We start from the raw sequence: 23,456 nt of genomic DNA on the forward strand, positions 1-23,456 counted from the left end.
TAAGGTCCCCGGCCATGGCCGACTCCGACTTTCTGACCACCACCCGCACCTTCTACGACGCCGTCGCCGAGGACTACGCGACGCTCTTCCAGGACGAGCTCGCGAACCGCCCGCTGGAGCGGGCGCTGCTGAGCGTGTTCGCCGAACTCGTCGAGGAGAGCGGAGCCGGCGGGGACGGGCTGGTGGCCGACCTGGGGTGCGGTCCGGGCCGCACGACCGGGCGCCTCGCCGCACTGGGGCTGAACGTGTTCGGGCTCGACCTGTCGGAGTCCATGCTCGCGATCGCCCGTCGCGAGAACCCCCAGCTCCGTTTCGAGCAGGGCTCGATGCTGGACCTGGACCTCGCGGACGGCGCGCTGGCCGGTGCCCTGTCCTTCTACTCCTCCATCCACACCCCCGTGGACCGGCTCCCGGCCCTCTTCGCCGAGTTCCACCGCGTGCTGGCGCCGGGCGCGCCCCTGTTCGTCGCCTTCCAGGCCGGCGACGAACACCGGCACTACGACCAGCCCTGGGGCCACCCGGTCGCGCTCACCTTCCAGCGTCGCCGGCCGGAGGACATGGCCGACCTGTTGACGGCGGCCGGCTTCGCCCTGGTCTCCCGCACGGTCCGCGAACCCGACCCCGCGCTCGACGAGACGTCCCCACAGGCCTTCCTGATCACCCGGAAGCCCGCCCGGACTGACTAGAGGCTCCCGGCGATGTCCCGCGCCGCGATGTACCCGAACGTCATCGCCGGGCCGATCGTCGAGCCCGCGCCCGCGTAGCTGTGCCCCATGACGGCTGCGCTCGCGTTTCCGGCGGCGTACAGGCCCCGGATCACCGAGCCGTCCTCGCGCAGCACGCGGGCGCGGGCGTCGGTGACGAGGCCGCCCTTGGTGCCGAGGTCGCCGGGGACGATGCGGAGGGCGTAGTAGGGCGGGAGCCAGAGGGGGGCCAGGCAGGAGTTCGGGAGGACGGACGGGTCCGTGTAGTAGTGGTCGTAGGCGCTGTCGCCCCGGTGGAAGTCGGGGTCCTTGCCGCGCCAGGCCTGGGAGTTGAAGCGGTCCACGGTGGTGCGCAGGGCCGTCGCCGGGACGCCGATGGAGGTGGCGAGCGCGTCCAGGGTCCAGGCCTTGTGCGCGGCACCGGAGTCGTACCAGCCGGCCGGGAAGGGCAGGGTCGGCAGGACGTCCTTGAAGAGGTAGCGGTTCCGGTAGTTCTGGTCGACGATCAGCCAGGACGGGATGGCGGGGTTCGTGTCGTGGACGTCGTACATGGTGTGGACGACGTCGCTGTAGGGGGCGGCCTCGTTGACGAACCGGGACCCGGCCGCGTTGACCAACAGGCCGCCTGGGAGGGTGCGTTCGGACAGGCAGAAGTACGGCCCGCCGGGCAGCGGGATCGCGGGGCCCCACCAGGCGTCGTCCATGAGGCCGAGGGCGGCGCCGAGCCGGTGGCCGGCCCGGATGCCGTCGCCGGTGTTCTCCTTCGCGCCGACCGTCCAGCCCGTGCCGATGGGCTGACGCTGGTAGCGCTCGCGCATCGCCGCGTTGTGCTCGAAGCCGCCCGAGCCGACGATCACGCCCCGCCGGGCGCGGACCAGGCCGGGCGCGCCGTCCCGGGCGACGACCGCCCCGCTCACGGCGCCGCCCTCGACGTACAGGTCGGTGAGCGCAGTGTCGAGCCACACCGGCACACCGGCCGAGCGCAGCCCCAGCCGTAGCCCGGCCGCCAGCGACTGCCCCATGGTCAGCGGCTTCTCCCCGCGCAGTGCCGCGGCCGTGCCCCGCGCCAGACATTCCGCCGCCACCGCGGCCCCCTTGGCGTTCACCGCGGCCAGGGCCAGCCACTTGTAGTCGGCGCTGAAGACGACCATGCCGGCGGGCAGGTCCATGTACGGCGGGTTCAGACGGGCCAGTTCGGCGCCGAGGAGGTTGCCGTCGAGCTGGTCGGGCTCTACGGAGCGACCGTTCGGGAGGCCGCCGGGCAGCTCGGGGTAGTAGTCGCTGTAGCCCTCCATCCAGCGGAAGCGGAGAGGGCTGTGGGCCATGACGAAGGAGAGCGTCGCCGGGCCGTGGGCGAGAAACGCGCGCTGCCGCTCCACCGGGACGTCCGGGCCGACGACCGCGGCGAGGTACTCGGCGGCCTTCGAGGGCGTGTCCGGCACCCCGGCCGCGAGGATCACCGGGTTGTTCGGGATCCAGATCCCGGCGCCGGAACGCGCGGCGGACCCGCCGAAGGTGGGCGCCTTCTCCAGCACCACACAGCTCAGGCCCTGCCGGGCGGCGGTGAGAGCGGCGGTCATGCCGGCGGCCCCCGAGCCGATCACGACGACGTCGTAGGTGCCGAGGAGGGGTAAGTCGGCGCCGCGGGCGGTCTGTTGGGTGGTGCCCACGACGCCGAGTGCCGCGGCGGTGCTCGCGGCTCCCGCGGCCAGTACGTGTCTTCGCGAGGGGTGCGCGTCAGTGGTCATGGGTGCCGCTCCCGCCTGGGGTGTCATCCGACTTTCCTGACGCCATGTCAGAAATGTGAATGTCGCGCGACCGTCCTGTGAAGTCAAGGGTCGGACACTCGCTCCAGGCCTCCCGGCTCAGCAGCGGCCGCCAGCGCTGGAACAGGGCGAGCAGGCCGGCGCCGTACCGCTCACGGAAGGCGGGGTCGTGGTCGGCGAGGTCGAGTTCGTTGGCGGCGGTGAGCTCGGCCAGGTCGCGGCGGAGACGGGTGTCCGGGGTGTGGGAGCGGCCCGTGAAGCGATCACGGAAGCCGGGCGCCTGTTCCACGAGGGTCGGATAGGTGGCCTCGCGGTCGCAGGCGGCGTAGAAGTACACGACCGACTCCGCCTCCGCCCCGATCGCCGCCGCCAGTTCACCGCGGCGGTCGAGAGGGAGCAGGGCCTTCGGGAAGCCGTCGGTGCCGTAGAACGCGTGGCAGAGTCCGGCGAGTCGCAGGGCGGGGCGGGCGTTCCAGCGGGCGAGGCGGGAGTGCACGCGGAGCAGGTGGGCGAGGAGGGTGCCGCCGGGGTGCGGGATGCTCGCGGCGCCGAGTTCCTCCAGCAGGGACTGTGCCTGAGCGGTGGGAGTCGACACGTGCCGTCCTTTCGGCGCCAGGCGCTCTGGGCGGTCGTCTTGGGTCGGCACCCGCTCCCTCCCCGCCTTGGTCCGGACACCGGCGAGGACGGGGAGCGGGTTGCCGCCCGGGCCCGTCGAGAATGGTCGTCCATCGGTCAAAGCCCAGTCAATCCTTGGGATTTGTCGCTGTACCCAAGCATTAACTTAAGGGTCATGACCCTCGACGACCTGCGTGTGTTCGTGGCCGTGTGCCGTGCCGGAAGCCTGAGTTCGGTGGCCCGGGAGCTGGGGTGCACCCAGTCGGCCGTGAGCCAGCATGTGAAGCGGCTGGAGCGGGAGACCGGCGTCGCGCTGCTGGAGCGGCAGCCCAGAGGGGTCGTGCCGACCCAGGCGGGGCGCGTGCTGGAGGCGGCCGCCGCCGAGGGGATATCCGGGCTGGATCTGGCGGTACGGCAGCTGCGGGACCTCGTCGACGGGGAGAGCGGGTACGTGCGGGTGGCGACCGGGGCCACGACCGTACGGCACTTCATGTCGGAGGCGGTCGTGGCGTACCGGCGGCGGCATCCCCAGGTCAACCTGGAGTTCCGCACGGTCAGCTCGGGCCGGGGAAGCTTCGACGCGCTGGCCGACGGCACGCTCGACCTGGCCTGGATCACCCTCGGCCCACCGGTCCGCGGCATCGAACAGCGGCCGGTGGTGGAGCTGCCCTGGGTGCTGGCGGTGCGGGCCGACGATCCGCTCGCGCGGCGGCCGTACGTCGATGTCGCCGCCGACCTGCGTGACGTACGGCTGATCCGGCTGCCGCCGAACTCCGCCTCGGCGGCTCATCTGGACGCCGCCTGCGCGGAGCTGGGCGTCCGTCTCGGGCACGACACGAGCGTCGCCGACTGGGACACGGCGCTGCTGCTGGCCGAGCTGGGGGTCGGCCGGGCGGTGCTGCCCGCGCTGCCGGGGCTGCCCGTCCCCGGCGACGACGGCGACCTGCGTCTGATCCCGCTGCCCGCCCTGCGCCCGCTGCCCGTGGGCTGGGCGGTCCGCCGCTGGGACGCGCTCAGCCCACCTGCCCGGGCGTTCGCGGACCTGGTGGAGAGCCGTCGCAGGGCGGCGGGCGGCTCGGGCGGCTCCCGGAAACCGGGCAGCTCAGGTCGGCATGCTCCGAACGACAGGCCCTAGTTCAGGCCGATCGCCGCGCAGTCGGCCGCGTACTCGGGGGTGCAGATGTCCTTGACGGTGTAGACGCCGTCCTGGATGACCGTCTCCTCGATGTTGCCCTTCGTGAGGGCGACCACCGGCACCAGCTGGGCGGGGATGCCCTCGTCGGTCGGGCTGTCGACCGAGTCCTGGGTCAGCGCGTCGAACTCGATGTCGCGGCCCTGGACCTTGTACACGGCCATCTTCGCGGCGTTGTTCGCCTCCAGCAGGAAGGACTTGTACACGGTCATGAACTGCTCACCCGCGACGATCCGCTGCACCGCTTCCAGGTTCGCGTCCTGCCCGGTCACCGGCGGTATCTTGCTCGCGCCCGCCTCCTTGAGCGCGTCGATGACGGCGCCCGCCATGCCGTCGTTGGCCGAGTAGACCGCGGCGATGTTGTTCAGCCCGACGGAGGCGATCGCCTTCTTCATGTTCGCCTCGGCCACCTCGGGCGACCACTTGTCGGTGTCGTACCGCTTGACGATGTTCACCTCGCCCTCGAGCTCGTCGAGCGCGCCCTTCTTGAACCGGGCCGTGTTCGGGTCGGCGGGGTCGCCGTTCATCATGACGACCTTGCTGGACGCGGCCTTCGGACCGAGCTCCTCGACCAGCGCGCGGCCCTGCACCTCGCCGACGAGCTCGTTGTCGTGGGAGACGTAGGCGTCGATCGGGCCCTCCGCGAGCCGGTCGTAGGCGATGACCGGAATGCCCGCGTCCTTGGCCTTCCGCACGTCCGATGCGATGGCCTTGGCGTCCAGCGCGTCGACCAGGATCACGTCCACCTGGTCCTCGATCATCTTCTGGAACTGCTGGCTCTGTCTGTCCGGGCTCGCTTCGGCGTTGGCGTACTGGACCTTGCCCTTGCCGTCGGTGAGGGCGCCGACCTCCTTCTTGATGAGCGGGTAGTCGAACTTCTCGAAGCGTGCCGTGTCCGTGTCGGGCAGCAGAAGGCCCACCGTGATGTCGTCGCCCTTCTTCGGCGCCGCGGAGCTGTCATCGCTCCCGACACCGTCGAGGACACCGCATGCCGTGAGCGACAGTGCTGAGACGGAGGCGGCGAGAGCTGTGCCCATGCGGCGCCAGACGGCGGGGGTGTGGGCGGTACGGACGTTCACTGGTGGTGCCTTCCGAGCGGAGGAGCGGCGTTTGCAACCCGGGGTTGGCGGTAGCCAACGCGGATACGTCATGTCACGTCAAGGTGTTGCCGTAACGAGACGGCAACCGTTTTCCACGGTCACGGTCAAGGCGTCCTTGAGAGCGACCTCCGCCCACACCGTCTTACCGACGTCCCGATCGGCAACTCCCCAGGTCAGAGCGAGGATAGCGACGAGAAGCAGGCCTCGTCCGCCCTCGGCGTCGGGGTCGGCGACGAAGCGGAGCCGGCGGTCACCGCGAGCGTCGCTGACCTCGATGCGCAGGGTTTGCTCCGTGAGAAGAATCAGCCGCAGCTCGAAGTCACGTCCCGGGACGCGGCCATGGGTGACGGCGTTCGCGGCGAGCTCGGCGACGAGTTGCTGCGCGGTGTGGTTCGCGTCGCTGTCGTACGGGTGGCCCCAGGCGGCGAGTTGATGGGCGGCGAGGCGTCTGGCGAGGCGGGCGCCTCGGGGGGTGGCGCTGAGGCGTTGGGTGAAGGTGGGGGTGGCTGTGGGGGTGGTGATTTCGGCGTTCACGTCACTGAGAGTGGCCGGTTGTATCTACGCTGACCAGGGGAGACTGCGCGACTCTGTGTAGCAGTACGGCTGCGAGGCGTGTGAAGTCGGGCGGTCGGCCGTGACCACAACGACGTGAGGACGGGGACACGGATGAAGGACGAGCGGGAGCGGAGGCCGGAGACCCCGGCGGAGGCCGACGGGACCATCGAGCTGTTCAGCACGATGGGCAAGATGTTGCGGCGGCTGCGCGAGCGGGCGGGGCTGACGCAGAAGGAGTTCGGCGTGATGGTCGGGTACGGGCCCGATCAGATCGGGGCGATGGAGCGGGGCGTGCGGGTGCCGCGGCCCGAGTTCCTGGAGAAGGCGGATGAAGTCCTCGATGCCGGTGGGCTGTTGACGGATGCGATCGAGGACGTCGAGCGGGCGATGTCGAAGCGGCGGACTCGGCATCCGGAGTGGTACCGGAGTTACGCGGCGTTGGAGGCGGAGGCGGTTGAGCTGCACTTCTACGCCAACCAAGGCGTCCCGGGGCTACTCCAGACCGCGGACTACGCGCACGCCGTCCTCGTCAAGCGGCGCCCGCTGCTGAGCGAAGAAGCCATCGAGAGGCGGGTTTCGGACCGGCTGTCCCGACAGCAGGTCCTCGATCGCCAGCCCCTGCCGGTCATCAGCTACGTGCTGGAGGAGGTCATCCTGGACCGGCCGATCGGCGGGAAGGCCGTCTTCGCCAAGCAGTTGGAGCGTCTGCTGCGGGTCGGGGACCTACGGAACGTCGAGCTGCAGGTCATGCCGACAGGGTGCGCGGAACACCCCAACATGGACGGCGCATTCACCTTGTTGACGCCTCAGAAGCATGCCCAGGTGGGCTATACGGAGGTACAGGGCTATCCGAGGCTTATCACTGACACCGAGGAGGTGCGGAAGCTCGCCGAGCGCTATGGGATCATGCGGGCGCTGGCCCTCAATCCCTTGGAGTCCCGCGCCTTGATCGAGAAGAAGCTGGGGGAACTGTGAACACCGACGGACTCGACTGGTTCAAGTCCAGCTACAGCGGCGGTGAGGGCGGCGACTGCCTCGAAGTCGCCTACACCTGGCGCAAGTCGACGTACAGCGGCGGTGAGGGCGGCGAATGCGTGGAGGTCGCCACCTGCCCCCACACCATCCACGTCCGCGACTCCAAGCACCCCACCGGCCCTCGGCTCGCCGTCTCCACCGCCAGCTGGTCGGCCTTCCTGTCTGGGGGGTTGGTCGCCGAGCGGGGCTAGGCCGCTGCGATGGAACTCGTCGGAGGCGACGGGCGAAGGAGAGATGAAAGCCCAAGCCTTCGAAGCGTTCCACAGCACGAGAGGAGCCCCGATGACCGTCGAGCCAGGCGTCCGCACGGGGGCGGAGAGCGATGCCTCGGTCATTGCACGGTCCCGGGATGAGCCCGAGGCGTTCGCCGTGCTCTTCGACCGGCACGCGGATGCGGTACACCGATATCTGGCCCGTAGGCTCGGCGGCGAGTCGGCCGACGACCTCATGGCGGAGACCTTCACCACTGCTTTCCGGCTGCGGCACCGGTACGACCCCTCGCGGGCCACGGGCGACGACGCCGGGCCCTGGCTGTTCGGCATAGCGACCAACCTGGTCGGCCGGCACCGGCGGGCCGAGGCCCGCCGGTTCAAGGCCCTGGCCCGCGTCCCGGCTCCCGCCGACCACGAGGAGCCGCTTGCCGACCGGGCCGCGGCCCGGGTAGGGGCACAGGCCGTACGCCGCGAGCTGGCGGCGGCACTGGCCGCACTGCCCGCGCGGCACCGGGACGTGCTGCTGCTGGTGGCGTGGGGCGGTCTCGGCTACGAGGAGGTGGCCCAGGCCCTCGGTGTCCCCATCGGCACGGTCAGATCACGGCTGCACCGGGCTCGCAGCAAACTGCGCGAAGCGTTGGGCGGATCCGATCCGACGACACTGCGAGAGGCATCCGGCCATGACTGACGAACTCGAACTCCTGCGGGACTGGAACGCGGACGCGGCCCCGCTCACCGAAGCGACCCGAGCACAGGCCCGCCACCGACTGCTCAACACGATTGCGCGTACGGATCGGCACCCGGCTGCCGCGCCCAGCCGCCGCTACGCGCTGCGCCTCGCGACGGCCGCGGTGGTCACCTTGGCGGTTACGGGCACGGCGGTAGTGATCACCGCGGACGGCGCCGACGAGGGCGGCCGCACCGACCGCGCGGGCACGAACGCCCCGCGGATGCGCAACGCCGCCGCCGTGACGGTGCTGAACGGGGCGGCGGCGTGGGCGACCAAGCACGAGAAGCCCGTGGCGCCGCGCGACGACCAGTTCATCTACTCGAAGCGGATCATCAAGGAAACGGAGACGAAGACCGGCGCGGTCAAGACCTATGTGGACGAGAACTGGGACTCGGTGGACGGCACCAAGCGATCTTTGACCATGGAGCTCGGCCGGGTGATCTGGGAGGAGCCCATGGGGGAGAAGGAGAACGTGTGGCCGCCTCGGGAGTGGAGCAAGCTGAAGAAGCTGCCCACCGACCCGGAGAGGCTCATCTCGGTCATCATCGGCGTCGGCACGTCCGGCAAGCCGATCGACGACTTCACCGCGTCGGACTGGTACTTCGCCTACTTCCTGCTCGGCGAGCTCCTGAAGTGGCCGGTGCTGCCCGAGGCACTGCGGCCTGCCGCGTACGAGGCTCTCGCACTGGTGCCCGGGGTCAAGGTGACCCCGGGGATGGAGGACTCCGCCGGGCGCGCCGGTGTGGGGATCTCCTACCCTGAGGAAGCCCACGACAAGGGCAATTACCTCATCTTCGACCCGGAGTCCCATGAATTCCTGGGCTTCCGCGCCGAGCGGACCTCGCGTTCCGGGAAGAAGACCTACATCCAGCTGTCGCACGTGGTGGACTGGACGATCGTCGACCGCTTGAGGCAGCGCCCCCAGGCTCGCGGACACTCGGGCTGACGGCCGGCCAGGGGCGGTCTCGCCGAGGCCGCCCCTCGGACCTCAGGGCGCGTCTACTTCTCGTACAGCCCCTCGACCACCGCCGCGAAGTCCCGCATGACCGCTTCCCTGCGCAGCTTCATGGACGGCGTCAGATGGCCGGCCGCCTCGGTGAAGTCCGCCGGGAGGATCGCGAAGCGGCGGATGGACTCGGGGCGGGAGACGAGTTTGTTGGCCTCGTCGATCGCGCGCTGGAGGATGGCCCTCAACTCGTCGTCATGCACGAGGAGTTCGGCGGGGACGGGGTGTTTGCCGTTCATCCGGCGCCAGTGGCCCACGCCGTCCATGTCCAGGGTGATCAGGGCGGAGACGTAGGGGCGGCGGTCGCCCAGGACCATGCACTGGGAGATCAGGGGATGCGAGCGCAGCCAGTTCTCCAGGGGCGCCGGGGCGACGCTCTTGCCGCCCGCGGTGATCAGGAGTTCCTTCTTGCGGCCGGTGATCGTGAGGTATCCCTCGTCGTCGAGGGCGCCGATGTCGCCCGTCGACAGCCAGCCGTCCGCCGCCGCCGGGACCACGCCGCCCGCCGACGGGTCCCAGTAGCCGCGCAGCACCTGGTCTCCGGCGATGAGGATCTCGCCGTCCGCGGCGATACGGACGCGGGTGCCGGGCAGGGGCCAGCCCACCGTGCCCAGGCGGGGCTTCAGGGGCGGGGTGACGGTCGCGGCGCCGGTCGTCTCGGTCAGGCCGTAGCCCTCGTAGATCTCGATGCCCGCGCCGGTGTAGAAGGCGGCGAGGCGGCGGCCGAGCGGTGAGCCGCCGCAGATCGCGTACCGCACCCGGCCGCCCATGGCGTTGCGGATACGGCGGTAGACCAGCGGGTCGTAGAAGGCGCGGGCGGTCCTGAGCGCCGCGTTGGGGCCGCCTCCCGTGCCGGCCGCTCGGGCCTCCAGCGCCTCGCCGTAGCGCTCGGCCACGGACGCCGCACGGTCGAACGACGACACCCGGCCGCCCGCCTCGGCCTTGGCACGGGCGGAGTTGAAGACCTTCTCCAGCATGTAGGGGATGGTGAGGAGGCAGGTGGGCCGGAACGCCGCGAGGTCCGGCAGCAGGTCCTCCGCCTTGAGGCTGGGCGCGTGGCCGAGGCGGACCCTGGCCCGGATGCAGGCCACCGCCACCATGCGGCCGAAGACGTGCGACATGGGGAGGAAGAGCAGCACCGAGGCCTCTTCGCTCGTCCTCGCCTTGAAGATCGGGTAGAGGAGCTCGATCGCGTTGTCGACCTCCGCGAAGAAATTACCGTGCGTCAGCGCGCAGCCCTTGGGCCGGCCGGTGGTGCCCGAGGTGTAGATGAGCGTCGCCAGCGTGTCCGGCACCAGCATGCCGCGCCGTATGCTCACCTCCCCGTCCGGCTGCTGCCTGCCGTGCTCCGCCAGCCGCTCCACATGGCCCTTCTCCATCACCCACATGTGGCGCAGGTCGGGCACGCGGTCCATTTCGGGGCCGAGGGCGGCCGCCTGGGCCGCGGTCTCCGTGACCAGGGCCACGGCGCCCGAGTCCTGGAGGATCCAGCGGGTCTGGAAGGCGGACGAGGTGGGGTAGACGGGGACCGTGACGAGACCGGCCGCCCAGGCGCCGAAGTCCAGCAGCGTCCACTCGTACGTCGTACGCGCCATGATCGCGATCCGGTCGCCCGGCGTCAGCCCCTCGGCGACCAGCCCCTTGGCCACCGCCTGCACCTGCTCGGCGAACTGCGCCGCCGTCACGTCCGACCACCGCCCGTCCGCGCCACGGCGGCTGAGAACCACCGCGTCCGGGGCCGCCGCCGCGTTGTCGAACGGCAGGTCCGCGAGCGACCCATGGGTCACCGGCGGCGCGAACGGCGGTACGTACGCCTCCCGTACGGCACCGTCCAGTCGCCGGGTCTCGGGTTGCACCAGGTGCGGTCCCGGAGCGTCGTCGAAGGCGGCCGACGGGGCGAACGAGGGAAGCGGGGTGGACACGGGCGGCTCCTGCGGCGGGCGTGCAGCGACGAAACTGCTTGCTGCATGACGTACGTGCCTCGCGCACCGTGGCGTTCACCTGCGGAGGCCTGCGGAAAGGGTTACCGCTGGTTAGGCAGGAGATCGTACGGCTCTCGCGTGTGGGGGTTGTGCGGGTTCGGCGGCGGTACGGGGCCGGGTATGTGCAACGTCGGGGGTTATGTGAGGCCCCCTCAGCTTCGCCTCACCTTCTCCTTACCTTCACTCGCTCACAGCCGTCACCCGCGCTCCACAACCGCGGTCACGCCCTGTCCGCCGGCCGCGCAGACGGAGATCAGCCCGCGTCCCGAGCCGCCCTTCTCCGCCAGCGACTTCGCCAGCGTCGCCACGATCCGCGCCCCGGTCGCGGCGAAGGGGTGGCCGGTGGCCAGGGAGGATCCGTTCACGTTCAGGCGGGCGCGGTCCACGGGGCCGAGCCCGCGCTTCTCCCATGCCGCAAGCGTGGCCAGCACCTGGGACGCGAAGGCCTCGTGGATCTCGACGAAGTCGAAGTCGGCGAGGCCGAGTTCGGTCCGCTCCAGCATGCGCGGCACCGCGTACGCGGGCGCCATCAGCAACCCGTCCTCGCCGCCCGCGACATCGCCCCGTACGAAGTCCACCGCGGCCGTCTCGTACGCGGTGAGGTACGCCAGCGGTTCCAGCCCCCGCCGCTCGGCCCACTCCTCGCTCGCCAGCAGCACGACCGCCGCCCCGTCCGTCAGCGGCGTCGAGTTGCCCGCCGTCATGGTGGGGCCGGGCCGGTCCAGCCCGAACACCGGCTTCAGCGCGGCCAGTTTCTCCGGCGTCGACCCGGGGCGCAGGTTCTGATCGCGCGCCAGCCCCCGGAAGGGGACGACCAGATCCTCGAAGAAGCCGCGTTCGTACGCCGCCGCCAGCCGCTGGTGACTGGTCGCCGCGAGCTCGTCCTGGGCCTCGCGGGCGATGCCCCAGGCGCGGGCGGTGACGGCCGCGTGCTCGCCCATCGAGAGCTTGGTGCGGGGCTCGGCGTTGCGCGGGATGTCGGGGACGAGGTGGGTGGGCCGTACGCGCGCGAGCGCCTTGATCCGCCCGCCCAGCGACTTGGCCCGCCGCGCCTGGAGCAGGATGCGGCGCAGCTCGTCGTTGACGCCGAGGGGCGCGTCGCTCGTCGTGTCCGCACCTCCCGCGACCACCGACTCCATCTGGCCGAGCGCGATCTTGTTGGCGGCGGCGATGACGGCCTGGAGACCGGTGCCGCAGGCCTGCTGGATGTCGTAAGCGGGAGTACGCGCGTCCAGCTTCGAGCCGAGTACCGTCTCGCGGGCGAGGTTGAAGTCACGGCTGTGCTTGAGGACGGCCCCGGCGACGAACTCGCCGACCGCGCCCGGATCGCCGAGCCCGTACCGCTCGACCAGGCCGTCGACCACGGCCGTGAGCATGTCCTGGTTGGAGGCGGTGGCATACGGCCCGTCGGAGCGGGCGAACGGGATCCGGGTGCCGCCGATGATCGCGACGCGCCGTACCGACGGTGGTTTCACGGGGCTCATCTCCACCCACTCCTCACGTCACCATGGGCTTACCTCGGGTAACCTTACTCCGGAGTCAGCACCGGAGCAGCACTGGGAGTGGTACATGGCCGACCGCTATCTGACCTTCACCGGCACAACGGCCGGCCGCTTCCTGACCCGCCGTCTGGGGTTGCCGCAGCCGGCCGAGCTGAAACGCTGGTCACCGCAGCGGCCCGCGTTGGAGGGCGACCGGTTGCTGCTCACGGCCGGGAAGTCGGACCTGGAGTGGAGGGACGCGGGCCTCGATCTGACGGCCTCCGCCGAGAAACCGGCCGCCGTGCTCCTGGACGCCACCGGGGTGCGGGACGTGGAGACCCTCGCCGAGGTGCACGCGGCGCTCCATCCCGTCGTACGGTCCGTCGCCGAGAGCGGTCGGATCGTCGTCCTCGGCGCGCCCCTGGACGCCTCCGACCACCACCAGGCGGCCGTCCAGCAGGCCCTGGAGGGCTTCACGCGCTCGCTCGGCAAGGAGATCGGGCGCGGCAGGACCGTGAACCTGGTACGGCTGACGGACGCCCGCGCCGCCGGGTCGACCCTGCGGTTCCTCCTGTCCCCCAGGTCGGCTTACGTCAGCGGCCAGGTGACCGAGGTCGGTGCCTACGGCGAGAGCGGGGCGCCTGCCGACCCGGACCGCCCTCTCACCGGCCGCACCGCCCTGGTCACCGGAGCCGCGCGCGGCATCGGTGAGGCGGTCGCCGAGACGCTGGCCAGGGACGGCGCCCGGGTCGTCGTACTCGATGTGCCGCAGGCCGAACAGGACGCCCGGCGCCTGGCCGAACGGCTCGGCGGCACCGCCCTCGCGCTCGACATCACCGCGCCCGACGCGGGCGAGCGCGTCGCGGCCGCGCTGCCGGACGGGCTGGACGTCCTGGTCCACAACGCCGGCATCACCCGGGACCGGCGCCTGGTCAACATGCCCGCCGAGCGCTGGAGCTCGGTGCTCGACGTCAATCTGGCGAGCGTGCTGCGTACGACGGACGCCCTGCTGGAGAGCGGGACGCTGCGGCGGGGCGGGCGGATCGTGGCGACGGCGTCGATCGCGGGGCTGGCCGGGAACGCCGGGCAGACCAACTACGGCGCGAGCAAGGCGGGCGTCGTCGGTCTGGTCCGCTCGCTCGCGCCGCGTGCGCTCGCCGAGCACGGGGTGACGGTCAACGCGGTCGCACCCGGCTTCATCGAGACCAGGATGACCGCCTCGATCCCCCTGTTCATCCGTGAGGCGGGCCGCCGCATGAACTCCCTCGCGCAGGGCGGACTGCCCGTGGACGTCGCCGAGACGACGGCATGGCTGGCGCACCCGGAGTCGGGTGCGGTCAACGGGCAGGTCGTCCGGGTGTGCGGCCAGAGCCTGCTGGGGGCGTGATGACGACCGCGACCGTCCTGACCGGGCCTCCTTCCCTGCCGGGGCTGCTCGCCCGGGGCGCTGTGCTCTCCCCCTTCAAACGCCCCCGCCCCGACGCGGAGTTCCCGCGGACCCGCCTCGTCCTGCCCGGCCTGGGCGTCGACCTGGCGCGGCTCGCGGCCTACGAGCGGGTCTGCGGCTTCGCGACCGGCGACGACGCACTGCCGATCACCTATCCCCATGTCCTCGGCTTCCCGCTGGCCATGCGGCTGATGAGCGACCGGGAGTTCCCGCTGCCGCTGCTCGGCCTCGTCCACACCCACATCAACATCACCCGGCACCAGCGGCTGACGGCGACGGGCGTGTACGAGCTGTCCGTGCACATCGACGCTCTGGTGCCGCACCGCAGGGGCACGGAGGCCGTCGTGGTCACCGCGGTGCGGGACGGGAAGGCCGTCGTATGGGAGTCGCGAAGCAGGTATCTCGCCCGGCACCGCACGGACGGACAGCGCGGCGAGCCGTCCGCGCCGGCCGAGGTACCCGAGCCGCCCAAGCCGCTTCCCTCGGTCGCCCAGTGGCGGCTCGCCGGGGACGTCGGCCGCCGCTACGGCGCCGCCTCCGGTGACCGCAACCCCATCCACCTGCACCCCCTCACCGCCCGGCTGTTCGGCTTCCCCCGGGCCATCGCACACGGCATGTGGACGGTGGCCCGCTGTCTCGCCGCGCACGGCACTCCGGAACGGGCGCTCGTGGAGGCCGACTTCAGGGCTCCGGTGCTGCTTCCGGGGACCGTGACCTACGCGGCTGAGGGCGGGCGGTTCGAGCTGCGGGGCGCCAAGGAGCGCATCCACGTGGCCGGGGAGGTCTACCCGCTCGCCTCGTGAGCGGCGACCGACGGTGCCTCCGCCGATGCCGCCCCGGCCGGAGGTGACCATGGCCGCCCGGCCATGAGGTTGCCGAGACCTGACCAGGAGAAGTTCATGAGGGTCGCCGCGGCCTCTCGCGCGGTCACCCCGGGCGTGGCGTTGGCCCAGTCCGCCAGGGACTCGGCGGCCCCGACCAGAGCCTCGGCCAGCCCCGCGACCTCGCTCTCGGGCAGGTCGGGATCGCGATGGGCCTCCCGCGCGGCCGCGAGGATCAGCTGCGTCACGAACGCGACGATCTCCGCCCGCATCACGGCGACCTCGGAGGCGAACGGCTCCCCATGGGTGCGGGCCTGGAGGTGCAGGACGGCCCAGCCGTCCGGGTTCCGCGCGGTGTGCGTGAAGAACGCGCCGAGCCCTTCCCAGAGTTGGCGGTCGGCCGGCACGTCACGCCGGACTCCGGCCCGGACGGCCTCGGTGAGCGCGGCCGCCTCCCGCCGGATGCAGGCCGTGAAGAGGTCTTCCTTCGAGTTCAGATACAGGTACACCAACGGCTTGGAGACGCCCGCGAGTTCGGCGATCTCGTCCATCGACGCGGCCATGTACCCCCGTCGGCCGAAGGTCCGCACTGCGGCGTCCAGCATCTGCTGCTCACGGACGGCGCGCGGCATCCGCTTGGTCTTCACGGCACCCATGCCGATTAGCGTACGGGCCGGGAGGGGTGATCCCACCCGGCCCGCCACACATCGCCTCCCACGCGAACGGCTACTCCTCGCCTCTCGCCTCGTCCGCGAACCGCGCCACCTGGTCGATCAGCGGCCGTCCGTCGCCCGACGGCAGCGCCGTCAGCCGGGGCAGCAGCTGTGCGGTGAGCAGGGTGGACAGGGCCGAGGTGTCCGCCCCGGAGCCGTCGGTCCGCACGACCACAGCTTGCGGTGCCTTCCCGGCGAGCTTCGCGCCCACTTCCAGGCGGCGCCGGGCCAGTTCGTACTGAAGGACCGCGCGGTTGTCCCGGTAGGCCTTGGCGAGGGCGCGCTGGGCGCGGGCCTCGTTCTCCGCGGCGATCAGACCGCTGCGGCCCCGCGTCTCGATCTCGAACCGCACCCGCTGGGCGTTGGTCTCCTGCTGCTCCAGAAGCTGGGCGACCTCTTCGCGGGCCCGGTTCAGCGCGGCCTTGACCTCGACGATCCGGGCGTCCCGCACCTTCTTGGCCCGCTCGATGTCCATGCCCAGCTGGTCGATGCGGCGCTTGCGGATGAGCCCCCACTCCTGGTCGTACGCCGTGCGCTCCTTCGCGACCCGCTCCCGGGTGGCCAGGTGCTGCTGGTACTGCGCCGGCAGCTGCACGTCCGGGATGTTGCAGCCGGTGATGCGCACGCCGTAGCCGGACAGCTGGCGGTTGAGCAGCTCCTGCATGTCGGCCACGTCCGAGCCGCGCAGGTCGTAGGCGCGCTCGGTGCGCATCTTGCGGGCACGCTGGCGGATCGCGTCCTGTACGGCGCTGGAGAGCACCAGGTCGAAGTTGCCCGCGCCGATCGTGCGGACGAACAGCACGGCGTCGGTGATGCGGAACTTCAGGAAGAACTCGATGGAGCGCAGCGGCACGTTCTCCTGCGTCGGGCAGGCCATCACCGGCGCGGAGTACGGGATCTCGGTGGCCACGTCGACGACGAAGTCGACCCGGGACCACGGGTGCCACAGGTAGTGGCGGCCGGCGTCCAGGGTGCGGACGACGGCGCCGTAGCGGGTCAGCACGCCGTTGGTGCCCTGCTCGATCTCGACGATCGAGGAACGCCACCACCACAGCACGCCGATCAGCAGCAGCAGCGCGCCGCCGGCGTAGGACAGGGTGGCGAGGGTGCCGTAGGCGAGGTCCCCGGCGACCGACTCGGACTCCGCCGCGCCCAGCGTCAGCATCAGGCCCATGAACAGGGCGTAGACGCCGAGCCACAGCGGCAGCATCCACCACAGGCGGCGCCGGTGGCGGGGGATGATCACCGGGATCAGGGTGTCGGCCTCGCCGCCGCGCAGCAGTCGCGCGATGTCGCTCCAGGGGGCGACCTTCTCGGAGATGACCGACCTGCGCTGGGAACGGGCGGTGCTCATCGGGTGGCCTCCTCGGCGGTGTCGGAGCCGGCGTCACGGGCGTCGTCGCCGGCCGGTGCGGGCTGGTCGGGCACCTGCGGCACCGTCGGCCGGTCGGCGGCCAGCAGTGCGCCGATCTCCGCCTCGCGCGCGGCGATCCGCTCGGACACCTCGGTCAGACGCGCCCGCACGGCGGCCATGTCCTCGTCGGTGAACAGTTCCGTCCCGCGCTCGCCGACCAACTCGCGGGCCAGCTCCAGGAAGTCGATCCCCGCGTCCGCCGTGCCGCCGATGCGCACCAGGCGCGGCAGATGGTCGGCGACCTGCTCCAGGGTGTCCAGCACCTGCTGCTGGTAGCGGTACTCCAGGATCTCCGGCGCCTCAGCGGCGGTCACCGCGCGGATGTCGAGGGCCTGGGCCTCCAGCAGGGCCGCGTTGGCCTTGGCCTCCGACTCGGCCTGGACGTACCGCTGCCGGGCGAGGGCCTCGGCGCGGTTGGTCTCGCGCTCCACGGCCGTGTCCATCTGCGCCTGGTACTGGGCGATGTCGGCCTGGATCGCGGAGAGTGTCTCCAGGCTGGAGGCGAGTTCCCGGGTGAGGTCACCCTCGTCCTGCTCCTTGCGGAGCTGGAGCGCGTACTCGTGGGTGTACGCCTCCTTGGCCACCCGCACCATCTCGGGCGCCGCCAGGTCCATGCGGTAGCGCTGGTCGGAGGGCTCGGCGTGGGTGATGTTGGCGTTGGTCAGCTCGACGGCCGGGCGGAACTGCTGGTTGAGCTGCTCCAGCAGACGTCCGGTGTCCTCGCCGACCATGTCGTAGATGCCGGCGGCCTCCTGCTCGTAGATGAGGCTGCGGATGGTCTCGCTCACCGCGTTGCTCAGCTTCTCCTCGAACCCGCGGACCGCGCCCAGCGTGTAGACGAACTCGGTCGGGTCGCTGATCCGGAACTGGATGAACAGATCGATCGATGCCTTCACGCCGCCCCTGGTCGGCGCCTCGCGCACCGGCGCGTTGAACGGGTACTCGATCGTGGTGTTGACGATGTACGACACCCGCTTCCACGGGCTCAGCAGCACGATCCGGCCCGGGCCGACGACCTTCTCCAGCTTGCCGAACCGCGTGATCATCGCCTGGCAGCCCTCCGGCACCATGACCATGCCCTGGCGCCACCACACGAAGGCGACGGCGAGCAACGAGATGAGCCAGTAGTGCACGCCGAACAGCGGGTTGGTCAGTACATCGGCACCGGACGCCCCCACGATTCCCGCGCCCACCACACCCAGCACGAGCAGCATCAGCACCGGCAGCATCGAGAAGATGGAGCGGCCCTTGGGGATCACCATCGGGCAGATGGCGTGCACCGTCTCGGCGCCCTCGCGCACCTGCTCGCTGCGGCCGAGCGCCTCCCCGGCCTCGTCCAGCGGCACCGTCTTCTGCCGCATGACGGTGGCGGTGGAGCCACCCTGCTCCCGGGCGGCCGGGAAGTCGGCCGGGTCGATGCCCTGGCCCTGCACGTCGTATTCCTCGCCGCCGTCCGCCCGTGTCCCGCGTCCGCCGATCTGCCGCTGCAGTTCCTCCTGCGCGGCCGTCCGCGGATTGGTACCGGATGCGACGGCCTCGGCGACGCGTCGTGCGCCCTGTTTGGCGCGCGCTCGTGCCACGGTTCCCCCTTGTTGTTCCGATGCCCCGTTGGATGCGGGTCCTACTGGTGATACACCGGTCGGCCCGATGTGGTTCCAGTCATCCCACATCATGATCCGGACAAAGATAAGGGGGGTGTCCCACACAGTTACCGATCGGTATCACTGCCGGAACCCGGAAGCGCGCCCCGCCCAGGGACGCGGAGGAACTAGGAAGAGGCCTGGCCCTGCGCCCGGGTCGCCTCGTCGACCGCGTCGTCCTCCTGGCTGCGGTTGGCCTCCAGGTTGGCCTTCACGCGGTCGACCTTCTGCACGATCTGGACGGACGCGCGGTCACGTTCCTTGCGCAGGACGACGAAGCTGATCGGGGCCGAGATCAACAGGGCGAGCAGGACGACCCACATGCCGTTGGAGTCGCCGAGGCCGCGCGGCGCGACGCCGGAGTAGACGAGGCCCCAGACGACCACGAGGCAGCCCGCGAAGATCCCGAGGCGCATCAGTGTGTAGCGGAGCATCTCAATCCACTCTTCCGATTCCAAAAAGGGCCACTGCCCAGTGAAGCACGCGCGACCCCCGATCTTGCAGGGGGGTCGGCGGGCGGCAGCAGGGGGTCAGCCGAGGGGCAGCAGCATGATCACGTCGTCCCGGTCGTCGCCCGGCTCGACCCTGATGGCGCCCGGGATCCGGCCGACTTCCTTGTAGCCGCAGGAGCCGTAGAACCGCTCCAGGCCGAGGCCGCCCCGGCAGGTGAGCCGTACCGCCTCGATGCCGTCGAAGGTGCGGGCCGCCTGCTCGGCGGCCGTCAGCAGGTCGCGGCCGTAGCCCTTGCCCTGGTGCCGGGGGTGCACCATCACCGTGTACAGCCAGGCCCAGTGGGTCATCAGGCGGTGGGTGTTGAAGGTGAAGAAGGCCGTCGCGGCCACCTCGCCCGCCTCGTCGTGCCCGACCAGCAGCCGGGTGCGGCCGTCGGCCATCGCCGTGAGGTGCTGCAGCAGCGACGGCCGGACCGCCTCCCGTGCCACGGGAGGCACGAAGCCGACGGCTCCGCCCGCGTTGGAGACGTCCGTCCACAGGTCGAGGACGCCGTCACGCAGGGCGGGAGTGACGGCAGGGTCGAGTGTGAAAGTAAGGGACACCGCGCCATCGTAACCATTACGACAGGGCCCGTGCCGCCACTTTCAGATCGGAGACCAGACCCTCGTACGCCGCCTTGCGGTCCGCGTCGTCCTGCGCCCGCAGCACCGACGACGGATGCACCGTGGCCACCAGTTTCTCAGGCCGCCCGTGGACTTCACGCTCCAGCAATGCCCCACGCGCCTCCCCGACCCGGAACGACGACCCCAGCAGCGCCTTGCCGGCGGTGGCGCCCAGGATCACGATGAGCTCCGGCTCGACGACGGCCAGTTCGGCGGCCAGCCAGGGCCCGCACGCCGTCATCTCGCGCAGGGTGGGCGCCTTGTGGATGCGGCGCTTGCGGGGTTCGGCCCGCGTGAACTTGAAGTGCTTCACGGCGTTGGTCACATAGGCCTCGCCGGGATCGATGCCGGCCTCCGCGAGGGCCCGGTCGAGCAGCTTGCCGGCAGGGCCCACGAAGGGCTTGCCCTGCCGGTCCTCCTGGTCGCCGGGCTGCTCGCCGACGAGCATCACGCGTGCGTGCGTCGTCCCGGCCCCGAACACCGTCTGCGTGGCGTCCCGGTGCAGCGGACAGCCCCGGCATTCGGCGGCAGCGCGGCGCAGGGCGGGAAGGCCGCGGGCCCCCTCCGGGACGAACGGTTCCGCGGTGTAGGCGTCCTCGGGCGCTCGGGTGGTCACCATGGCGTCCGAGTACCCGCCGTAGGGCTTCGGACCCATGCCGTCTGCGGGTGCGTGGGGGGACTGGTCGCGCCCACGCGGCGGAGCCGCGAATCGATACGGCCCCGCGCCCCCCGGGTCGGCGGACTCACACGCGCATGGGCTGCGGGGCCTCCCTGCGCGCCGGGTCCGGCCCCTCGTACTCCCGGATGATCTCGTACCGCGTGTTCCGCTCCACCGGCCGGAAGCCCGCGTCCCGGATCAGGTCCAGCAGATCCTCACGGGTCAGCTTGTTCGGCGTGCCGTAGTTGTCGGCGTCGTGCGTGATCTTGTACTCGACGACCGAGCCGTCCATGTCGTCGGCGCCGTGCTGGAGGGCCAGCTGGGCGGTCTGGACGCCGTGCATCACCCAGAAGACCTTGACGTGCGGGACGTTGTCGAAGAGCAGACGGGAGACGGCGAAGGTCTTCAGGGCCTCCGCGCCGGTCGCCATCTGGGTGCGCGCCTGGAGGCGGTTGCGTACCTTGCCGTCCTTCATGTCGACGAAGTCGTGCTGGTAGCGCAGCGGGATGAAGACCTGGAAGCCGCCCGTCTCGTCCTGGAGTTCGCGCAGGCGCAGGACGTGGTCGACGCGGTGCCGCGGCTCCTCGATGTGGCCGTACAGCATGGTGCACGGGGTCTTCAGACCCTTCTCGTGCGCCAGGCGGTGGATGCGGGACCAGTCCTCCCAGTGGGTGCGGTGGTCCACGATGTGCTGACGGACCTCCCAGTCGAAGATCTCGGCGCCACCGCCGGTCAGCGACTCCAGACCGGCGTCGATCAGCTCGTCGAGGATCTCGGACGCCGACAGGCCGCTGATCGTCTCGAAGTGGTGGATCTCCGTCGCCGTGAAGGCCTTCAGCGAGACGCCCGGGAGGGCGGCCTTGAGCTCGCGCAGCGAGCGCGGGTAGTAGCGCCAAGGGAGGTTCGGGTGCAGGCCGTTGACGATGTGGAGCTCGGTGAGGTTCTCCGCCTCCATCGCCTTGGCGAGCTTGACGGCCTCCTCGATGCGCATCGTGTACGCGTCCTTCTCCCCCGGCTTGCGCTGGAAGGAGCAGTACGCGCAGGAGGCCGTGCAGACGTTCGTCATGTTGAGGTGCCGGTTGACGTTGAAGTGGACGACGTCACCGTTCTTGCGCGTACGCACCTCGTGCGCGAGCCCGCCGAGCCACGCCAGGTCGTCCGACTCGTACAGCGCGATGCCGTCCTCACGGGACAGCCGCTCACCGGAGCGGACCTTCTCCTCCAGCTCGCGCTTGAGCCCGACGTCCATGCGTGCACCTCTCCTAGACAGACTTCGTAAACCGTACTCCCCCACCCTCCGGGCGGGGTGACCCCCGAACGGCGCTCCGCGCCTATGCCTCTTCAGGCAGTTGCCCGACCCGGTTCTCCCACTTCGTGGAGAGCACGATCGTCGTACGGGTCCGGGAGACGCCGACAGTGCCGCTGAGCCGTCGGATGATCTTCTCCAGGCCGTCCACGTCGGCAGCGCGCACCTTGAGCATGTACGAGTCGTCGCCCGCGATGAACCAGCAGTCCTCGATCTCGCCCAGGTCCCGCAGCCGGTTCGCGACGTCCTCGTGGTCGGTGGCGTCGGAGAGCGAGATGCCGATCAGCGCGGTGACGCCGAGGCCGAGCGAGGCGGCGTCGACGGTGGCGCGGTAGCCGGTGATGACTCCGGCCGCCTCCAGCCGGTTGATGCGGTCGGTGACGCTGGGTCCCGACAGGCCGACGAGGCGTCCCAGCTCCGCGTAGGAGGCCCGGCCGTTCTCCCTCAGGGCCTGGATGAGCTGCCTGTCCACCGCGTCCATGCGATTCGAAGCCTTCCGCTGAAGAGTTCCAGAAGTGATGAGAGTCAAGTGACGAGAGGTACTGCGACCTGCCCGTCGTGCCTTATGTGCCGTTCCCCAGCTCGCCCTGCCACCGCCGGTACAGCCCGTGCTCGACGCCCGCCGCGTCCAGCACGCGTCCGGCGACGAAGTCCACGAGGTCCTGGATGTGGGTCGCGCCCGCGTAGAAGCCCGGGGACGCCGGTACGACGCTGGCGCCGGCGTCGTCCAGTGCGACGAGATGCCGGAGGGTCTGGCCGTTCAGCGGGGTTTCCCGTACGGCCACGACCAGCTTGCGGCGTTCCTTGAGGGTGACGCTCGCCGCGCGCTGCAGAAGATCCTTGGACAGCCCGAGCGCGACGCCCGCGACACAGGCCGTCGAGGCGGGCACGATCAGCATGCCTTTGACGGGATACGACCCGGACGACGGCCCGGCCGCGAGGTCACCCGCGCTCCAGTGCCGTACGCCGGCGATGTCGACCTCGAAGGTCCCGGGCTTGCCGTCGGCTCCGCGGGACAGCCATTCCCGCAGGTCGGCCTGCCAGTGGGCGTCCCGGAACGGGATCCCCGTCTCGTCGAGCAGCGTGAGCCGTGACGCCCGGCTGACGACCAGGTCGACGCTCTCCCCGGCGGCGAGGAGCGCGCGCAGCACCGCGGCGGCGTATGGGGTGCCGGAAGCGCCGGACACCCCTACGATCCAAGGCGTACGCGGCGTCTCTCCTGGCTTGACTGGGTTCACGACACCGAGCCTATCCGGCGTCGCCGGGTGGGAACCGACCAAGGGTGGCCGGGCGTTCCCTGGAAGGGACGAGTCGGGGCGGTGGGATCGCGATGGCAGGTACGCCGGTGCCGCGGGGTGCGGAGAGCGAGTGGTCGCGGAGTGACCGTGCGAAGGCCGCGGCCAAGCTGATGCTGGGCTGGGTCGCGCTGCTGTGGCTGCTGGAAGTGGCCGACGTGGTCGGCGGACACGCCCTCGACGGCTTCGGCATCGTCCCGCGCACCCCGTCCGAGCTGGTGGACGTCGTCCCGGCGTCCTTCATCCACTTCGGCTTCGCCCATGTCGCCGCGAACAGCGTGCCGCTGCTGGTCCTCGGGTTCCTCGCGGCCCTCGGGGGCATACGCCGGTTCGCCGCGGTCTGCGCCCTGATCATCGTCGCCGACGGCCTCGGGGTGTGGCTGATATCGCCGTCCGGCACCAACACCGCGGGCGCCTCCGGCCTGATCTTCGGCCTCTTCGGCTTCCTCCTGGTCACCGGATTCGTGGAACGCCGCCTGCTCGGCGTCCTGGTCGGCGTCCTCGTCGCCGCCATCTGGGGCGGCTCGATCCTGGCAGGCCTCGCCCCGACCCAGTCCGGCATCAGCTGGCAGGGGCATCTGGTGGGGCTGGCAGCGGGCGTCGCGGCGGCGTTCGTACTGCGCCGCCGGGCGGCCGGGCCGGCGCTCAGGGCCGGGGGCACGCCTTAGG

General features: G+C 71.1%; 24 protein-coding genes. 9 read left to right on the forward strand and 15 right to left on the reverse strand.

All coding sequences use genetic code 11. The annotated features are described in order from the left end of the window. The first annotated feature begins 14 nt into the window (after positions 1-14). On the forward strand, positions 15-686 hold the full coding sequence (locus ACZ4UU_RS21550) for a class I SAM-dependent methyltransferase (RefSeq protein ID WP_471904970.1): 672 nt from the start codon (positions 15-17) through the stop codon (positions 684-686). Here ACZ4UU_RS21550 and kstD read toward each other — a convergent pair. Next, entirely contained in the window at positions 683-2,452 is a 1,770-nt protein-coding gene (gene kstD, locus ACZ4UU_RS21555; RefSeq protein WP_471904971.1) for a 3-oxosteroid 1-dehydrogenase, read from the reverse strand. The two genes, ACZ4UU_RS21550 and kstD, sit on opposite strands and share 4 nt — an antisense overlap. Then, on the reverse strand, positions 2,442-3,065 hold the full coding sequence (locus tag ACZ4UU_RS21560) for a DUF6817 domain-containing protein (protein ID WP_471904972.1): 624 nt from the start codon (positions 3,063-3,065) through the stop codon (positions 2,442-2,444). Before ACZ4UU_RS21560 ends, kstD begins: the two co-directional genes overlap by 11 nt. A 195-nt stretch (positions 3,066-3,260) precedes the next feature. Between ACZ4UU_RS21560 and ACZ4UU_RS21565 the strand changes: the two genes are divergently transcribed. Further along, complete coding sequence (locus ACZ4UU_RS21565) at positions 3,261-4,220, forward strand: LysR family transcriptional regulator (protein ID WP_471904973.1); 960 nt, start codon at positions 3,261-3,263, stop codon at positions 4,218-4,220. On the opposite strand, the gene ACZ4UU_RS21570 is transcribed toward ACZ4UU_RS21565, so the two are convergent. Both ACZ4UU_RS21570 and ACZ4UU_RS21575 read right to left on the reverse strand, forming a co-directional pair. Next, positions 4,217-5,314 carry a sugar ABC transporter substrate-binding protein gene (locus ACZ4UU_RS21570; RefSeq protein WP_471905098.1) on the reverse strand — a complete coding sequence of 366 codons (1,098 nt, stop codon included), beginning with the start codon at positions 5,312-5,314 and terminating at the stop codon, positions 4,217-4,219. The genes ACZ4UU_RS21565 and ACZ4UU_RS21570 overlap by 4 nt on opposite strands. Positions 5,315-5,434: 120 nt before the next feature. Next, entirely contained in the window at positions 5,435-5,911 is a 477-nt protein-coding gene (locus tag ACZ4UU_RS21575; protein ID WP_471904974.1) for an ATP-binding protein, read from the reverse strand. 132 nt (positions 5,912-6,043) lie between these two features. On the opposite strand from ACZ4UU_RS21575, the gene ACZ4UU_RS21580 reads away from it, so the two are divergent. From ACZ4UU_RS21580 to ACZ4UU_RS21595, 4 genes are all read left to right on the forward strand, one after another. Next, complete coding sequence (locus ACZ4UU_RS21580) at positions 6,044-6,907, forward strand: helix-turn-helix domain-containing protein (protein ID WP_471904975.1); 864 nt, start codon at positions 6,044-6,046, stop codon at positions 6,905-6,907. Continuing rightward, the gene (locus tag ACZ4UU_RS21585) at positions 6,904-7,158 is read left to right on the forward strand and encodes a DUF397 domain-containing protein (protein ID WP_471904976.1); all 255 of its coding nucleotides are present in this window, start codon (positions 6,904-6,906) and stop codon (positions 7,156-7,158) included. Before ACZ4UU_RS21580 ends, ACZ4UU_RS21585 begins: the two co-directional genes overlap by 4 nt. Positions 7,159-7,249: 91 nt before the next feature. Continuing rightward, on the forward strand, positions 7,250-7,867 hold the full coding sequence (locus ACZ4UU_RS21590) for an RNA polymerase sigma factor (RefSeq protein ID WP_471904977.1): 618 nt from the start codon (positions 7,250-7,252) through the stop codon (positions 7,865-7,867). After that, complete coding sequence (locus ACZ4UU_RS21595) at positions 7,860-8,855, forward strand: CU044_5270 family protein (protein ID WP_471904978.1); 996 nt, start codon at positions 7,860-7,862, stop codon at positions 8,853-8,855. The genes ACZ4UU_RS21590 and ACZ4UU_RS21595 overlap by 8 nt, the downstream gene beginning before the upstream one ends. Before the next feature lie 53 nt (positions 8,856-8,908). Here ACZ4UU_RS21595 and ACZ4UU_RS21600 read toward each other — a convergent pair whose 3' ends face one another. Both ACZ4UU_RS21600 and ACZ4UU_RS21605 read right to left on the reverse strand, forming a co-directional pair. Then, positions 8,909-10,837, reverse strand: a complete 1,929-nt coding sequence (locus ACZ4UU_RS21600) for an AMP-dependent synthetase/ligase (protein WP_471904979.1) — start codon at positions 10,835-10,837, stop codon at positions 8,909-8,911. A 257-nt stretch (positions 10,838-11,094) separates the two neighbouring features. Continuing rightward, on the reverse strand, positions 11,095-12,381 hold the full coding sequence (locus ACZ4UU_RS21605) for an acetyl-CoA C-acetyltransferase (protein ID WP_471904980.1): 1,287 nt from the start codon (positions 12,379-12,381) through the stop codon (positions 11,095-11,097). A gap of 85 nt (positions 12,382-12,466) precedes the next feature. Here ACZ4UU_RS21605 and ACZ4UU_RS21610 point away from each other — a divergent pair, with 85 nt between their 5' ends. Further along, positions 12,467-13,765 carry a 3-oxoacyl-ACP reductase gene (locus ACZ4UU_RS21610; protein WP_471904981.1) on the forward strand — a complete coding sequence of 433 codons (1,299 nt, stop codon included), beginning with the start codon at positions 12,467-12,469 and terminating at the stop codon, positions 13,763-13,765. After that, on the forward strand, positions 13,765-14,628 hold the full coding sequence (locus ACZ4UU_RS21615) for a MaoC family dehydratase (protein WP_471904982.1): 864 nt from the start codon (positions 13,765-13,767) through the stop codon (positions 14,626-14,628). Before ACZ4UU_RS21610 ends, ACZ4UU_RS21615 begins: the two co-directional genes overlap by 1 nt. Here ACZ4UU_RS21615 and ACZ4UU_RS21620 read toward each other — a convergent pair. From ACZ4UU_RS21620 to ACZ4UU_RS21660, 9 genes are all read right to left on the reverse strand, one after another. Continuing rightward, entirely contained in the window at positions 14,610-15,302 is a 693-nt protein-coding gene (locus ACZ4UU_RS21620) for a TetR/AcrR family transcriptional regulator (protein WP_471904983.1), read from the reverse strand. The genes ACZ4UU_RS21615 and ACZ4UU_RS21620 overlap by 19 nt on opposite strands. Before the next feature lie 70 nt (positions 15,303-15,372). Beyond that, entirely contained in the window at positions 15,373-16,713 is a 1,341-nt protein-coding gene (locus tag ACZ4UU_RS21625) for an SPFH domain-containing protein (protein WP_471904984.1), read from the reverse strand. After that, positions 16,710-18,353: an SPFH domain-containing protein gene (locus ACZ4UU_RS21630; protein ID WP_471904985.1), complete on the reverse strand. Its 1,644-nt coding sequence runs from the start codon at positions 18,351-18,353 to the stop codon at positions 16,710-16,712. The genes ACZ4UU_RS21625 and ACZ4UU_RS21630 overlap by 4 nt, the downstream gene beginning before the upstream one ends. Positions 18,354-18,541: 188 nt before the next feature. Continuing rightward, the gene (locus tag ACZ4UU_RS21635; protein WP_471904986.1) at positions 18,542-18,847 is read right to left on the reverse strand and encodes a DUF4229 domain-containing protein; all 306 of its coding nucleotides are present in this window, start codon (positions 18,845-18,847) and stop codon (positions 18,542-18,544) included. 96 nt (positions 18,848-18,943) lie between these two features. Then, on the reverse strand, positions 18,944-19,468 hold the full coding sequence (locus tag ACZ4UU_RS21640) for a GNAT family N-acetyltransferase (RefSeq protein ID WP_471904987.1): 525 nt from the start codon (positions 19,466-19,468) through the stop codon (positions 18,944-18,946). A 16-nt stretch (positions 19,469-19,484) separates the two neighbouring features. Further along, on the reverse strand, positions 19,485-20,147 hold the full coding sequence (locus tag ACZ4UU_RS21645; protein ID WP_471905099.1) for a UdgX family uracil-DNA binding protein: 663 nt from the start codon (positions 20,145-20,147) through the stop codon (positions 19,485-19,487). Positions 20,148-20,271: 124 nt separating this feature from the next. Continuing rightward, entirely contained in the window at positions 20,272-21,435 is a 1,164-nt protein-coding gene (gene mqnE, locus ACZ4UU_RS21650) for an aminofutalosine synthase MqnE (RefSeq protein WP_471904988.1), read from the reverse strand. A gap of 82 nt (positions 21,436-21,517) precedes the next feature. After that, a complete protein-coding gene (locus ACZ4UU_RS21655; RefSeq protein WP_062724142.1) occupies positions 21,518-21,973 on the reverse strand; it encodes an Lrp/AsnC family transcriptional regulator in 456 nt (151 codons plus the stop codon). An 82-nt stretch (positions 21,974-22,055) separates the two neighbouring features. Then, a complete protein-coding gene (locus ACZ4UU_RS21660) occupies positions 22,056-22,730 on the reverse strand; it encodes a UbiX family flavin prenyltransferase (RefSeq protein ID WP_471904989.1) in 675 nt (224 codons plus the stop codon). A gap of 92 nt (positions 22,731-22,822) precedes the next feature. On the opposite strand from ACZ4UU_RS21660, the gene ACZ4UU_RS21665 reads away from it, so the two are divergent. Beyond that, the gene (locus ACZ4UU_RS21665) at positions 22,823-23,455 is read left to right on the forward strand and encodes a rhomboid family intramembrane serine protease (protein ID WP_471904990.1); all 633 of its coding nucleotides are present in this window, start codon (positions 22,823-22,825) and stop codon (positions 23,453-23,455) included. Position 23,456 lies beyond the last annotated feature (1 nt).

The sequence above is a fragment of the Streptomyces sp. NPDC028907 genome (genome assembly GCF_055564995.1).